Below are 12,844 nucleotides of genomic sequence, written 5' to 3'. Positions count from 1 at the left end.
ATCTCAAACTCGTGGAAGGCTCCTCGATGGACAAGGCCAAGGCGCTCGATGCGGCGCTCTCCCAGATCGAACGCGCCTTCGGCAAGGGTTCGATCATGCGGCTCGGCAAGAATCCGCAGGCGATCGAGATCGAGACGATTTCGACCGGTTCGCTCGGCCTCGACATCGCGCTCGGCGTCGGCGGCCTGCCCAAGGGCCGCGTCATCGAGATCTACGGGCCGGAATCCTCGGGCAAGACCACGCTCGCGCTGCACACCATCGCCGAAGCCCAGAAGAAGGGCGGCGTCTGCGCCTTCGTCGATGCCGAGCACGCGCTCGACCCGGTCTATGCCCGCAAGCTCGGCGTCAATCTCGACGACCTGCTGATCTCGCAGCCCGATACCGGCGAGCAGGCGCTGGAGATCACCGACACCCTCGTCCGCTCCGGCGCGATCGACGTGCTCGTGGTGGACTCCGTCGCGGCGCTGACGCCCCGTGCCGAGATCGAGGGCGAGATGGGCGATGTCCAGCCGGGCCTCCAGGCCCGCCTGATGAGCCAGGCCCTGCGCAAGCTCACCGCCTCGATCTCGCGCTCGAACTGCATGGTCATCTTCATCAACCAGATCCGCATGAAGATCGGCGTGATGTACGGCTCGCCGGAGACCACCACCGGCGGCAACGCTCTGAAATTCTACGCATCGGTGCGCCTCGACATCCGCCGCGTCTCGACGCTGAAGGAGCGCGACGAGGCGACCGGCAACCAGGTCCGCGTCAAGGTCGTCAAGAACAAGGTCGCGCCACCCTTCAAGCAGGTCGAGTTCGACATCATGTTCGGCGAGGGCATCTCGAAGGTCGGCGAACTGATCGATCTCGGCGTCAAGGCCGGCATGGTCGAGAAGGCCGGCGCCTGGTTCTCCTTCGACAGCCAGCGCCTCGGCCAGGGCCGCGAGAACGCCAAGACCTTCCTCAAGACCAATCCCGACGTCGCAGCCAAGATCGAGGCCACGATCCGCCAGAATTCCGGCCTCGTCGCCGACCGCATCCTCGATCAGGCGGACCCGACCGCGGACGATCTCGACGAAGGCGAAGCCTGAGACGGCCTCCCGATCCGGGACGAATGCGCGGGCGGCCTTCGGGTCGCCCGTTTTCGTTTGCCGATAAGGCCTTGCGGGCTGTGCGCTGCAACGAGCTTTCTGGACAGCGGCGAGCGGCCTGACTAGAACCGGACCTTCCCGCCGGGCGCGCCCGGCCTCCTGCCCCAGATCAGAGCGCAAAAGAGCGATGAGCGGCGTCAACGATATCCGGTCGACCTTCCTCGACTACTTCAAGTCCCAGGGCCACGAGATCGTGCCGTCGAGCCCGCTCGTGCCGCGCAACGACCCGACGCTGATGTTCGCCAATTCGGGCATGGTGCAGTTCAAGAACGTCTTTACCGGCCAGGAGAAGCGCCCCTATTCGCGCGCCACCACCGCCCAGAAATGCGTCCGCGCCGGCGGCAAGCACAACGACCTCGACAATGTCGGCTACACCGCCCGCCACCACACCTTCTTCGAGATGCTGGGGAACTTCTCCTTCGGCGATTATTTCAAGGAACAGGCGATCAACCACGCCTGGACGCTGGTTACCCGCGAGTTCGGCCTGCCCAAGGACAAGCTGACGGTCACCGTCTATTCCGAGGACGACGAGGCGCACGCGCTCTGGAAGAAGATCGCCGGCCTGACCGACGACAAGATCATCCGCATCCCCACCTCGGACAATTTCTGGCGGATGGGCGATACCGGCCCCTGCGGCCCCTGCTCCGAGATCTTCTACGACCATGGCGACCATATCTGGGGCGGCCCGCCCGGCTCGGCCGAGCAGGACGGCGACCGCTTCATCGAGATCTGGAACCTCGTATTCATGCAATACGAGGAAGCTGCCGGCGGCATCCGCACTAGCCTGCCCCGCCCCTCGATCGATACCGGCATGGGGCTGGAGCGCATCGCGGCCGTGCTCCAGGGCACGCATGACAACTACAATATCGACCTCTTCCGCGCCCTGATCACAGCGATCGCCGACCTGACCTCGGTCGATCCGGACGGCCCGATGAAGGCGAGTCACCGCGTCATCGCCGACCATCTGCGCTGCTCCGCCTTCCTGATCGCCGATGGCGTGCTGCCCTCGAACGAAGGCCGCGGCTACGTGCTGCGCCGGATCATGCGCCGCGGCATGCGCCATGCGCAGCTCCTCGGCGCCAAGGAGCCGCTGCTCTACAAGCTCGTGCCGGCGCTGACCCGCGAGATGGGCCGCGCCTATCCCGAACTGCTGCGCGCCGAGGCTCTGATCACCGAGACGCTGAAGCTGGAGGAAACCCGTTTCCGCACCACGCTGGCGCGCGGCCTCACCCTGCTCGACGACGCCTCGAAGAACCTCACCGCCGGCCAGAGCCTCAAGGGCGACGTCGCCTTCACGCTCTACGACACCTATGGCTTCCCGCTCGACCTGACGCAGGACGCCTTGCGCGCCCGCGAGATCACGGTCGATGTCGAGGGCTTCGATGCCGCCATGCAGCAGCAGAAGGCCAAGGCGCGCGCCGCCTGGTCCGGCTCCGGCGAGGCCGCGACCGAGACGCTCTGGTTCCCGCTGCGCGACAAGGTCGGAGCGACCGAATTCCTCGGCTACGACACCAGGACGGCCGAGGGCGTCGTCACCGCGCTGATCCGCGACAATGCGGAGGTCCAGTCCCTGAAGGCCGGCGAGAGCGGCTTCATGCTGGTCAACCAGACGCCGTTCTATGGCGAATCCGGCGGCCAGGTCGGCGATTCCGGTGTGGTCAAGGCGCCGGGCACGCTGGTCGAGGTCTCCGACGTCCAGAAGAAGCTCGGCGATGTCTTCGCCCACAGCGTCACCGTCAAGGAGGGCGAATTGAAGCTTGGCGCCGCCGTCGAGCTCGTCGTCGATCACGAGCGTCGCTCCGCGATCCGCGCCAACCACTCGGCGACGCATCTGCTGCACGAGGCGTTGCGCCTCGTCCTCGGCGACCATGTCGCGCAGAAGGGCTCGCTGGTCTCGGCCGACCGGCTGCGCTTTGACTTCTCGCATCCCAAGCCCATCAGCGCCGAGGAGCTGCGCGAGGTCGAGGAGATCGCCAACGCGATCATCCTCCAGAACGAGCCGGTCACGACCCGCCTCATGAGCGTCGACGAGGCGATCGCCTCCGGCGCACGGGCCCTGTTCGGCGAGAAATACGGCGACGAGGTCCGCGTCGTCGCGATGGGCAAGAACCCGGCCGGCCGCGCCTATTCGGTCGAGCTCTGCGGCGGCACCCATGCCTCGCGCACCGGCGATATCGGCCTCGTCAGCATCGTCGGCGAAGGCGCCGTCGCGGCCGGCGTGCGCCGTCTCGAAGCGATGACCGGCACTGGCGCGCGCCTGCGCCTCAACGAGGAATCGCGCCTGCTCGACGGTCTCGCGAGCCTGCTCAAGGTTCCCGCCGCCGAGGCCGGAAACCGCCTGGCCGCGCTGATCGAGGAGCGCCGCAAGCTCGATCGCGAACTCACCGAAGCCCGAAAGAAGCTCGCCATGGGCGGCGCCGGCGCGGCCGAGGACCCGATCCAGGAGATCGCGGGCGCCAAGCTGCTGGCGCGTGCCGTCACCGGCATCGAGATGAAGGACCTGAAGAGCCTCGCCGACGAGGCCAAGGCCCGCGTCGGCTCTGGCGTCGTCGCCATCGTCGGCGTCGCCGATGACGGCAAGGCAGGCGTCGTCGTCGGCGTCACGCCGGACCTGACCGAACGCTTCGATGCGGTAGCCCTGGTGCGCGTCGCCTCCGAGCAGCTCGGCGGCAAGGGCGGCGGCGGACGCCGCGACATGGCGCAGGCCGGCGGGCCGGACGGCAGCAAGGCGCAAGCCGCGCTCGATGCCGTCGCGGCCGCGATGGGCTGACAGCGACATGGCCGCCGCCACGCCTCGACGGGGCTGGCGGTGGCAGGTTCACCTGTGGTTCGATCACGGTGCCGGCGACGATCTCGTCGCCACCGTGATCCACCGGGCGCTGGTCGCACTGATCTGTGCCAACGTGCTTGCGATCGTGCTGGAATCGGTCCCCACGCTCGCCGCCCGCTTCGGCCCCGGTTTCGACCTGCTGGAGCGCGTCTCGCTCGCGGTCTTCACGGTCGAATACGCCATCCGCATCTGGATCGCGCCCGAGCATGCCCGCTATCGGGGACTCCGCGCGACACGCGCGCGGCTCGCCTATCTCGGCTCTTTCCCGGCCATCATCGACCTGCTCGCGATCCTGCCGCTCGCCGCCGGCCTGTTCGGCTTCGGCGAGGTCCGGGTTCTGCTGCTGCTGCGTCTGCTGCGCTTCTTCAAGCTCGGCCGCTATTCGCCCGGCATGGCTTCGCTTGCTGCCGCGCTGGCTTCGGAGCGCAAGGCGCTGCTCGCCTGCTTCGTCATCCTGATGGGCGTGATGCTGGTGGCGGCTAGCGCCATGCATCTCGTCGAGCACGAGGCCCAGCCCGACAAGTTCGGCACCATCCCCGACGCGATGTGGTGGGCGATCATCACCCTGACCACGGTCGGCTATGGCGATGTCTTTCCGATCACCGCGGCGGGCAAGGCAGTCGCGGCCGTCACCGCCGTGCTTGGGCTCATCATGCTCGCCTTGCCGGTCGGCATCGTCGCGACAGCCTTCGCGCAGGAGATCCATCGGCGCGAATTCGTGGTCACCTGGAGCATGATCGCGCGGGTGCCGCTCTTCGGCGGGCTCGATGCCAGCGAGATCGCCGCCGTGATGCAGTTCCTGCGGGCCCAGACGGTGCGCAACGGCGCCATCATCATGCATCAGGGCGAGCCCGGCCGGGCCCTTTATTTCATCGCCAGCGGCGAGGTCGAGGTGGCGCTCGCCAATAGCCGCGACCGGCTCGACGAAGGCCATTTTTTCGGCGAACTCCAGCTCGATGATATCGCCATCGCAAGCCACTCGCCCTGCCCGCAAGCGGCGGTGGCGACGGCTCCGTCCAAGCTTCTGGTGCTCGACCCCGTCGATTTCCGGGCGCTCACCACACGCCACCCCCAGCTTGCCGAACGCATCCGGACGCTGGCGAGAGGATGAACGTGAAACGCCGTTCCCTGATCGGGCTCGCCGCCCTGCTCCTGCCGGCGCTGACAACCGCACAGACGAAACCCGTCCCGCGCCGCAGCGACGCCCCCACCCTCTCCGCCGCGCGGACCATCGTCGCCGGCGCGCCGCTCAGCGTCTTCCTGAGCAATCCGCCGCAGAGCGCCCGCCTCGCGATAGCCCGTCCGGACGACCCGGCTGACAAGGCGATCGTCGTCGTCGAGCCGAGGAACACGGTGCCGGCCCTGCCGACCCCGGGCGCCGTCGGCGCTTACGAACTACGCATGACCGTGGAGAAGAACGGCGCGCCCGTTATCCTGCTGCGCCAGCCCTTCACGACGACCGAGCCCAGCGCGACTCTGGCCGCGCCGGAGCGCGTCGGCCGCGGCCAGGGCCTGCCGGTGCGCGGCATCGGCCCCAATGGCGAGCAGGACCGCGTGATGCTGGTAAAGCCGGACGCGCCGGCCGACGCTGACGGCCCGCGCTTCTTCCCGGCGGAGAATGTCGAGGCGACGCTGGAGGCACCGGACCAGCCGGGCATCTACGAACTGCGCTACATCCTGCATGCGCCGCTGGCGGAGCATCGGATTCTGGCGCGACGAGCCGTGAAGGTGGAGTGAACTGCCTTCTGCAGGCCGCTCCACGTAAAACTCCCGCAATCTTCCCCGCCTATATCGGCCCTGCTTTGGGGAGTACCGAACGATGAGCAGCGTGAGCGATGCCCGCTTCTGGGATCGGACATCCGGCCGATATGCGCGCAGCGCCATCGCGGACGAGGCCGGCTACGAACGCACGCTGGAGCGGACGCGTGAGCTGCTGAAACCGCAAGACCGGGTGCTGGAACTCGGCTGCGGCACTGGGTCGACAGCGCTCAGGCTAGCCGGCCACGTACAAAGCTATCTCGCGACCGATATCTCGACCGGCATGATCGCGATCGCCGAGCAGAAACAGGCGACCGCTGCGATCCCGGGGTTGAGCTTCCGCGTCGCCACTGCGGAAGCGCTCGCACCCGAGGCGCGTTTCGATGCCGTTCTTGGCTTCAGCTACCTGCACCTGGTTCGTGATCTGCCCGGCACGCTGGAACGCATCCGCTGCCTGCTCGCCGAGGGTGGGCTGCTCATCTCGAAGACCCCCTGCATCGGGGACATGAATCCGCTCGTCGGATACGCCGCCCTGCCCGTCATGCGGGCGCTCCGGCTTGCGCCCTATGCTGCTGTCTTCCGCGCGGCGGAGCTGAAGGAGCTTGTGTCTGTGGCGGGCTTTCAGGTTCTGGACGTCGAGAACCATGCGACCAAGGGCCAGCACTGGCGCCCCTACATCGTAGCCCGGAAACCCTGATCGCCGCAGGAGAGCGCTGCGCACGAAAAAGCCCGGCCTTTCGGCCGGGCTTCTTGTTCCACGCTATGATGCGCCTGAGATCACGCGGCCATCGCCTTGCGCATGTTCTCGCTGACCTTCTCGAGGAAGCCGGTGGTCGAGAGCCACTTCTGCTCGGCGCCGACCAGCAGGGCGAGGTCCTTGGTCATGTCGCCGGCTTCGACGGTGTCGACCGTGACCTTCTCCAGCAGCGCCGCGAACTTGGCGAGCTCGGCATTGTTGTCGAGCTTGGCGCGGTGGCTGAGGCCACGGGTCCAGGCGAAGATCGAGGCGATCGAGTTCGTCGAGGTCTCCTTGCCCTTCTGGTGCTCGCGATAGTGGCGGGTCACCGTGCCGTGCGCGGCCTCGGCCTCGACGGTCTTGCCGTCCGGCGTCATCAGCACCGAGGTCATCAGGCCGAGCGAGCCGAAGCCCTGCGCCACGGTGTCGGACTGCACGTCGCCATCGTAGTTCTTGCAGGCCCAGACATAGCCGCCCGACCACTTCATCGCCGAAGCGACCATGTCGTCGATGAGGCGGTGCTCGTAGGTGATGCCCAGCTTGTCGAACTCGGCCTTGAACTCGGCCTGGTAGATCTCCTCGAAGATATCCTTGAAGCGGCCGTCATAGGTCTTGAGGATGGTGTTCTTGGTCGAGAGATAGACCGGATACTTGCGGATCAGGCCGTAGTTCAGCGACGCGCGGGCGAAGTCGCGGATCGAGTCGTCAAGATTGTACATCGCCATGGCGACGCCGGCCTCGGGAGCCTTGAAGACCTCCTTCTCGATGACCTTGCCGTCCTCGCCGACGAACTTGATCGAGAGCGTGCCCTTGCCCGGGAACTTGAAGTCGGTCGCGCGGTACTGGTCGCCGAAGGCGTGGCGGCCGATGACGATCGGCTGTGTCCAGCCCGGCACGAGGCGCGGCACGTTCTTGCAGATGATCGGCTCGCGGAAGATCACGCCGCCGAGGATGTTGCGGATCGTGCCGTTCGGCGACTTCCACATTTCCTTGAGGTTGAACTCCTTCACGCGGCCCTCGTCCGGCGTGATGGTCGCGCACTTGACCGCGACGCCATGCTTCTTGGTGGCATTGGCGGCGTCGATCGTGACCTGGTCGTTGGTCGCGTCGCGGTTCTCGACCGAGAGGTCGTAATAGTCGAGCTCGAGATCCAGATACGGGAAGATCAGGGTGTCCTTGATCTTCTGCCAGATGATCCGGGTCATCTCGTCGCCGTCCATGTCGACGACCGGGTTGGCGACCTTGATCTTGCTCATGCGATGACCCCTGTTCTCTCCAGATAGAACGATCCGAAACCGCGCCTTTCGGCCACCGTTTCCGGCTGGGTCGCTTCCTAGCGGGTTACGCGCGGCGGGGGAAGCGCGGCTTTCGGGCAATCTTATGCAACAATGATTATGCTGCGCTGCCGCAAAATCGGCACCTTCCGCGCCTAGCCTGTCCTGCCGCTCGTCAAGCGACAGGACGAACGACGTGTTTCGTTTCATTCTCGATTGCCGGCCCGGCCTCGCGCCGGCCATGCTCATTCTCGCCGCGGCATTGAGCCCCGCCCTCGCCTCCGCGCCGATCGCCGCCGAGGAGCAGCCCGCCACGCCGTTGCCGATCCCGCGCGGCGCGCTGATCGATCCCGATGCCGACGAGATGCCGGCGCTTGCCACGAGCGAGCCCGACGCCATCGTCTTCGATCCCGGCCTCGCCGCGCTCGGCCGGGTTGCCGCGACATCCGGTGCCCATCTGCGGGCGCGGGCGCCGATCCCGGTCGACATCATCCGCAAGGGCTTTGCCGCACGCCAGAGCACGATGAGTGCGGACCAGGATCGCTCCGTCGGCTTCAAGCTCGGGCGGGACGCCTTCTCGCTCTCGACCACGCTCTCCGATCCTGCAAGCGTCGGCGCAACCCGGAACGCCGAATTGCGCTGGCGTCTTGCCCAGCCGGCCGGCGCGGGCAACGGCTTCATCTGGGGCCTTGCCACCGGCGGCGGCAGCGCGCTCTACGGCAATCCCGAGCAGATCGGCGAGGCGCTGATCGGCTACCGGCAGGAGCTGTTCCCGCACCTGACCCTGACCTCGCAGCTCACCATGGGTGGGACTTACGTCTTCGCGCCGGGCGACGGTATCCACACCGCGATGACGCCGGAGATGAAGCTCTCGGTCGATCTCGCCAAGCTCGCTGACCTGCCCTGGCAGACCTCCTTCGACCTGACGCTGGCACGCAAGGTGCCGCTCGTCGCCAGCGATTTCGAGACGCGTGGCCGAGCCATGCTCTCCCTGAAGTACAAGTGGAACTGACCGGCACGGCTGCAATCGCATGGCGGCCTGCATCATCCTGACTTCCACGTGGGCGCGGGCCGCTCTAGCCTTCCGCCCATGACACACGCGACCTCGACCAAATTCGCTCTCGTCACCGGCGGCACGCGCGGCATCGGCGCCGGCGCCGCCCTCGCCCTGGCCCAGGCAGGCTACGACGTACTCGCCACCGGCCTGACCGAGGAGGAGGTCGCGGCGGCGCCCGCCCATCCCGCCATCCGCCATGCACGGCTCGACGTCACCCGCGATGCGGAGGTCGCGGCCATCGTCGCCACCTGCCCGCGTCTGGACGCGCTGGTGAACTGCGCCGGCATGATCCAGCGCGGCGGCAAGGAATTCGAGATCGACGCCTTCCGCCTGACCATCGAGGTCAATCTCAACGGCACGATGCGGATGTGCCTCGCGGCGAAGGACAAGCTCGCGGCCAAGGGCGCGGACAAGAGCGGCGGCGCCATCGTCAACATCGCCTCGATGCTGACCTTCCACGGCTCGCCCTTCGCGCCGGGCTATGCGGCCTCGAAGGGCGGCATCGGCCAGCTCACAAAATCGCTCGGCGCCGCCTGGGCGCAGGACGGCATCCGCGTCAACGCCGTGGCGCCAGGCTGGATCGAGACGGAGCTGACCCGGCCATTGGTGGAGGATGCCGAGCGCTCGGCGCCGATCCTCGCGCGCACGCCGATGGGTCGCTGGGGCAAGCCCGGCGATGTCGGCGGGGCCATCGCCTTCCTGCTTTCGGATGCCGCCCAGTTCGTCACCGGCGCGATCCTGCCGGTCGATGGCGGCTATCTCGCCGTCTAGGAAAGCGATTCCGGTCCAAAGACTTGGACCGGAAACCTGAATCAGTTTGCACGCGCATTGAATCAGAACATCAGCATGGGAGAGACGCCATGAACACGACGAGCCCGATGCCCGTCGCGGCCAGTCAGGAGGAGCGCTGGACGCCCTACCGCCATCCCCAGCCGAAGGAATCGCCGCCGGAATTGATCGTCCCCAACGTGATCCCGACCGACGAGCGCGTCTGGGTGCCGGTCGACGACAATGTCTGGTTCCGCCCCCTCCTCCTCTGCACCTCGCGCGGCTACTGGATGAACCTGCTCAAGGTCCGCCGCGCCGGCGTGCTCTCGCGTCACCGCCACCCGCTGCCGGTCCATGGCTATGTGCTGAAGGGCAAGTGGCGCTACCTGGAGCATGACTGGGTTGCGACCGAGGGCTCCTATGTCTACGAGGCGCCGGGCGAGACCCATACGCTGGTGGTCGACCCCGATGTCGAGGAGATGATCACCATGTTCCAGGTGAACGGCGCGATGATCTATGTCGACCCGGACGGCAAATGCCTCGGCTATGACGACGTCTTCACCCGCATAGACAAATGCCGCGCGCATTACGCCCAGAACGGGCTCGGCGCGGAATATGTCGATCAGTTCATCCGGTAGACGAGCGCCTCAGCGCTTCAGCTTCGCGAGCTCGACCGCAGCGCGCAGTTCGATATGGGCCAGAACCTCGTCGAGCCGCGGATCGTCCGTCGTCTCGCGGCGAAGCGACAGCGTCGTGCGCAGTCGCTCCAGCTCGGAGGGCAGCACCCGCCCTGCAAGTAGGGCCGCCTTCAGCCGGTCGAGCCCATCGAGCAGGTCATGCCCGCGCCGTGCCTGCCGGCGCTTGCGATCCTGCGTATCCTCCTGCGCCTGGACGGCGAGCAAGGTATCGAGCGGACCGGCAGCGCTGACGCCACTGCTGCGGGCCGCGGTCGCGGATTCCTGCGTCGGAAGCGTGAAGGCCGCGCCGCTCGAGCGCCTCGCGGAACTGGCCGGGCCGGCATTCGAGACGGGCGCGCGCTGGTCGATCCTGATCATCGGCGGCCTCTTCAAGGGTTAATGAAACCTTGTCGGAAGACGGTTAACAGCCGGTAAACTGCCCGGCAGAAACTGCCGCCCCGGCAGGAAACGCAGGCTCTGCGAGAGCCTCCCAACCATCGCACCGAACTGCAAAGGACTGACAAACAAGGCTTTTCAAATTCGAGCGGTTTGGCATGACCCTCGCAAGGTCCAAGACGAGTTCAACCGCCCGCTGGTGCCAGACGCATGTTCCGCAACCCCGCCCTGAAGACGCTGCTGAAGCCGCTGGCCGCGATGCTGGCCGTGGTCGTCGGCCTGTCGTCGCAGCCGGTGTTCGCGCTTTCGCGCATCAAGGACCTCGCCTCGGTCGAGGGCGTGCGCACCAACCAGTTGCTCGGCTACGGCATCGTCGTCGGCCTCAACGGCACCGGCGACACGCTCAACAACACGCCCTTCACCAAGCAGTCGCTGCAGGCCATGCTGGAGCGCCTCGGCGTCAACACCCGCGGCGCCAACATGCGCACCGCCAACGTCGCCGCCGTGATGGTGACCGCCAACCTGCCGCCCTTCTCGACGCAGGGCACCCGCGTCGACGTCACCGTCTCGGCGATGGGCGATGCCAAGTCGCTGCAAGGCGGCACGCTTCTGGTCACGCCGCTGCTCGGCGCCGATGGCGAGGTCTACGCGGTGTCGCAGGGTCCGGTCGCGATCTCCGGCTTCTCGGCCGAGGGCGACGCCAGCAAGATCACCCGCGGCGTGCCGACGGTCGGCCGCATCGCCAATGGCGGCGTGGTCGAGCGCGAGATCGACTTCGCGCTGAACAAGCTTCAGACGCTGCGCCTGTCGCTGCGCAATCCCGACCTGACCACCGCGCGCCGCATGGCCGCCGCGATCAACGAATTCGTTGGCGGCGATTCGGCCGAGCCGACCGACCCTTCGACCGTGGTCCTGCAGATTCCCGCCCGCTTCAAGGGCAACATGATCAAGCTGCTCACCGATATCGAGCAATTGCGCGTCGAGCCCGACCAGCTTGCCCGCATCGTCATCGACGAGCGCTCCGGCATCATCGTCATGGGCAAGGATGTCCGCGTCTCCACGGTCGCCGTGGCGCAGGGCAACCTCACCGTCACGATCAGCGAGCAGCCGCAGGTCTCGCAGCCCGAGCCCCTCTCCCGCGGCCAGACGGTCGTGACACCGCGCACCAACGTCAAGGTCGATACGGGCGGCGGCAACAAGCTCGCCCTCGTCCGCGAGAGCGTGACGCTGGCCGAACTGGTCGACGGCCTCAACGCGCTCGGGATCGGCCCGCGCGACCTGATCTCCATTCTCCAGGCCATCAAGTCGGCAGGCGCGCTGCAGGCCGAAATCGAGGTGATGTGATGACTGTTGCACTCGCGCTTCCCGCCGCGAACCTCGCCCTCGGCGTCGCCGGCAAGGTCGCCAGCGGCATTGCGGATGCGCTCGACCCCGCCAAGGCCAAGGCGAAGAAGCAGGCCGACGAGTTCGAGACCATGTTCCTCGAGCAGATGACGGAGAAGCTCTTCGCCGGGGAAACTGGCGAGGGCCCGCTCGGCGAGAACGGCACCGGCGGCGGCATCTGGCGCTCGCAGCTCACCCAGCAATACGCCCAGCAAATCCAGAAGGCCGGTGGCATCGGCCTCTCCAACCAGATCATGCGCGACCTGATCAATCTCCAGGAACAGGCCGCGGGCGGGGTTCAGAATGCTGGCCGCTAAGCCTATACTCGACGAGCGCCCGCGCATCGCCGATGCGCTGAGCGCCCGCGCCCTGGTCGAGGCCGTGCTGGAGGCCCTCGGTGCGCTCTCGCATCTCGTCGGCGAGGAGACCGAGCTCGTCCGCGCCGGTCGCTTGCCGGAGGCGATGACCCGCGAGCCGCGCAAGACCGAACTCGCCGGCATCTACATGCGCGGCGTCGAGCAGGTGAAGTTGAACGCCGTGGCGCTCGCCCGCTTCGTGCCGGATCAGGTCAAGCGGCTGAAGGACGCTCACAACGCCTTCCAGGGCCTGATCGAGACCAACCAGATCGTCCTGGCGACAGCCCGCGCCGTCTCGGAATCGGTCGTGCGCGATCTCGCCGCCGACGCCAACAAGCCGATGCGCGCCAATGGCTACGGCCCGTCGGCGACGGTCGGTGCCGGCGTCTTCGCCCGCCCCAATTCAGGGCCGCTGGTCGTCTCGCGCCGGCTGTGAGCGATCTGCCGATAGGGCAGCCGGTTCCGGCCTGATGATC

General features: G+C 67.2%; 13 protein-coding genes. 11 read left to right on the top strand and 2 right to left on the bottom strand.

The genetic code is table 11. The annotated features are described in order from the left end of the window. The first annotated feature begins 26 nt into the window (after positions 1 to 26). The 5 genes from recA to Q9235_RS15505 all read left to right on the top strand — a co-directional run bounded on the left by recA (position 27) and on the right by Q9235_RS15505 (position 6,418). Complete coding sequence (recA, locus tag Q9235_RS15525) at positions 27 to 1,073, top strand: recombinase RecA (protein WP_257732354.1); 1,047 nt, start codon at positions 27 to 29, stop codon at positions 1,071 to 1,073. Positions 1,074 to 1,260: 187 nt separating this feature from the next. Next, entirely contained in the window at positions 1,261 to 3,903 is a 2,643-nt protein-coding gene (gene alaS / locus Q9235_RS15520; protein ID WP_306222661.1) for an alanine--tRNA ligase, read from the top strand. A gap of 7 nt (positions 3,904 to 3,910) precedes the next feature. Further along, complete coding sequence (locus Q9235_RS15515) at positions 3,911 to 5,074, top strand: cyclic nucleotide-gated ion channel (RefSeq protein ID WP_306222660.1); 1,164 nt, start codon at positions 3,911 to 3,913, stop codon at positions 5,072 to 5,074. A 2-nt stretch (positions 5,075 to 5,076) separates the two neighbouring features. Then, the gene (locus Q9235_RS15510) at positions 5,077 to 5,700 is read left to right on the top strand and encodes a hypothetical protein (protein ID WP_306222659.1); all 624 of its coding nucleotides are present in this window, start codon (positions 5,077 to 5,079) and stop codon (positions 5,698 to 5,700) included. An 82-nt stretch (positions 5,701 to 5,782) separates the two neighbouring features. Beyond that, on the top strand, positions 5,783 to 6,418 hold the full coding sequence (locus tag Q9235_RS15505; protein ID WP_306222658.1) for a class I SAM-dependent methyltransferase: 636 nt from the start codon (positions 5,783 to 5,785) through the stop codon (positions 6,416 to 6,418). Between the two features lie 80 nt (positions 6,419 to 6,498). Here Q9235_RS15505 and Q9235_RS15500 read toward each other — a convergent pair whose 3' ends face one another. Then, a complete protein-coding gene (locus tag Q9235_RS15500; RefSeq protein ID WP_306222657.1) occupies positions 6,499 to 7,713 on the bottom strand; it encodes an NADP-dependent isocitrate dehydrogenase in 1,215 nt (404 codons plus the stop codon). A gap of 214 nt (positions 7,714 to 7,927) precedes the next feature. Between Q9235_RS15500 and Q9235_RS15495 the strand changes: the two genes are divergently transcribed. The 3 genes from Q9235_RS15495 (at position 7,928) to Q9235_RS15485 (ending at position 10,194) form a co-directional block, all read left to right on the top strand. After that, positions 7,928 to 8,743, top strand: a complete 816-nt coding sequence (locus Q9235_RS15495; protein ID WP_306222656.1) for a hypothetical protein — start codon at positions 7,928 to 7,930, stop codon at positions 8,741 to 8,743. A gap of 78 nt (positions 8,744 to 8,821) precedes the next feature. Then, the gene (locus tag Q9235_RS15490) at positions 8,822 to 9,559 is read left to right on the top strand and encodes an SDR family NAD(P)-dependent oxidoreductase (protein WP_306222655.1); all 738 of its coding nucleotides are present in this window, start codon (positions 8,822 to 8,824) and stop codon (positions 9,557 to 9,559) included. 89 nt (positions 9,560 to 9,648) lie between these two features. Then, on the top strand, positions 9,649 to 10,194 hold the full coding sequence (locus Q9235_RS15485) for a 2,4'-dihydroxyacetophenone dioxygenase family protein (protein ID WP_306222654.1): 546 nt from the start codon (positions 9,649 to 9,651) through the stop codon (positions 10,192 to 10,194). A gap of 9 nt (positions 10,195 to 10,203) precedes the next feature. Here Q9235_RS15485 and Q9235_RS15480 read toward each other — a convergent pair whose 3' ends face one another. Beyond that, entirely contained in the window at positions 10,204 to 10,611 is a 408-nt protein-coding gene (locus Q9235_RS15480; protein ID WP_306222653.1) for a flagellar assembly protein FliX, read from the bottom strand. Between the two features lie 276 nt (positions 10,612 to 10,887). Between Q9235_RS15480 and Q9235_RS15475 the strand changes: the two genes are divergently transcribed. The 3 genes from Q9235_RS15475 to Q9235_RS15465 are packed head-to-tail and all read left to right on the top strand — an operon-like array spanning position 10,888 to position 12,804. After that, positions 10,888 to 11,973, top strand: coding sequence for a flagellar basal body P-ring protein FlgI (locus tag Q9235_RS15475; RefSeq protein ID WP_306228293.1), 1,086 nt, complete (start codon positions 10,888 to 10,890; stop codon positions 11,971 to 11,973). Then, positions 11,973 to 12,329, top strand: a complete 357-nt coding sequence (locus tag Q9235_RS15470; RefSeq protein ID WP_306222652.1) for a rod-binding protein — start codon at positions 11,973 to 11,975, stop codon at positions 12,327 to 12,329. The genes Q9235_RS15475 and Q9235_RS15470 overlap by 1 nt, the downstream gene beginning before the upstream one ends. Beyond that, entirely contained in the window at positions 12,316 to 12,804 is a 489-nt protein-coding gene (locus tag Q9235_RS15465) for a hypothetical protein (RefSeq protein ID WP_306222651.1), read from the top strand. Before Q9235_RS15470 ends, Q9235_RS15465 begins: the two co-directional genes overlap by 14 nt. The last annotated feature ends 40 nt before the right edge of the window (positions 12,805 to 12,844 follow it).

Origin of the sequence: Bosea beijingensis (assembly GCF_030758975.1) — a bacterium.
Taxonomy (GTDB): Bacteria; Pseudomonadota; Alphaproteobacteria; order Rhizobiales; family Beijerinckiaceae; genus Allobosea; species Allobosea beijingensis.
The sequence above is the reverse complement of the archived record's forward strand: the minus strand, read 5'-3'. Positions and strand labels throughout refer to the sequence as shown.

Coding starts and splice junctions, on each gene's coding strand:
- Q9235_RS15485 (WP_306222654.1), top strand. CDS start 9,649: ATGAACACGACGAGCCCGATGCCCGTCGCGGCCAGTCAGGAGGAGCGC.
- Q9235_RS15475 (WP_306228293.1), top strand. CDS start 10,888: ATGCTGGCCGTGGTCGTCGGCCTGTCGTCGCAGCCGGTGTTCGCGCTT.
- Q9235_RS15470 (WP_306222652.1), top strand. CDS start 11,973: ATGACTGTTGCACTCGCGCTTCCCGCCGCGAACCTCGCCCTCGGCGTC.
- Q9235_RS15480 (WP_306222653.1), bottom strand. CDS start 10,611: ATGATCAGGATCGACCAGCGCGCGCCCGTCTCGAATGCCGGCCCGGCC.
- Q9235_RS15465 (WP_306222651.1), top strand. CDS start 12,316: ATGCTGGCCGCTAAGCCTATACTCGACGAGCGCCCGCGCATCGCCGAT.
- recA (WP_257732354.1), top strand. CDS start 27: ATGGACAAGGCCAAGGCGCTCGATGCGGCGCTCTCCCAGATCGAACGC.
- Q9235_RS15505 (WP_306222658.1), top strand. CDS start 5,783: ATGAGCAGCGTGAGCGATGCCCGCTTCTGGGATCGGACATCCGGCCGA.
- alaS (WP_306222661.1), top strand. CDS start 1,261: ATGAGCGGCGTCAACGATATCCGGTCGACCTTCCTCGACTACTTCAAG.
- Q9235_RS15515 (WP_306222660.1), top strand. CDS start 3,911: ATGGCCGCCGCCACGCCTCGACGGGGCTGGCGGTGGCAGGTTCACCTG.
- Q9235_RS15490 (WP_306222655.1), top strand. CDS start 8,822: ATGACACACGCGACCTCGACCAAATTCGCTCTCGTCACCGGCGGCACG.
- Q9235_RS15500 (WP_306222657.1), bottom strand. CDS start 7,713: ATGAGCAAGATCAAGGTCGCCAACCCGGTCGTCGACATGGACGGCGAC.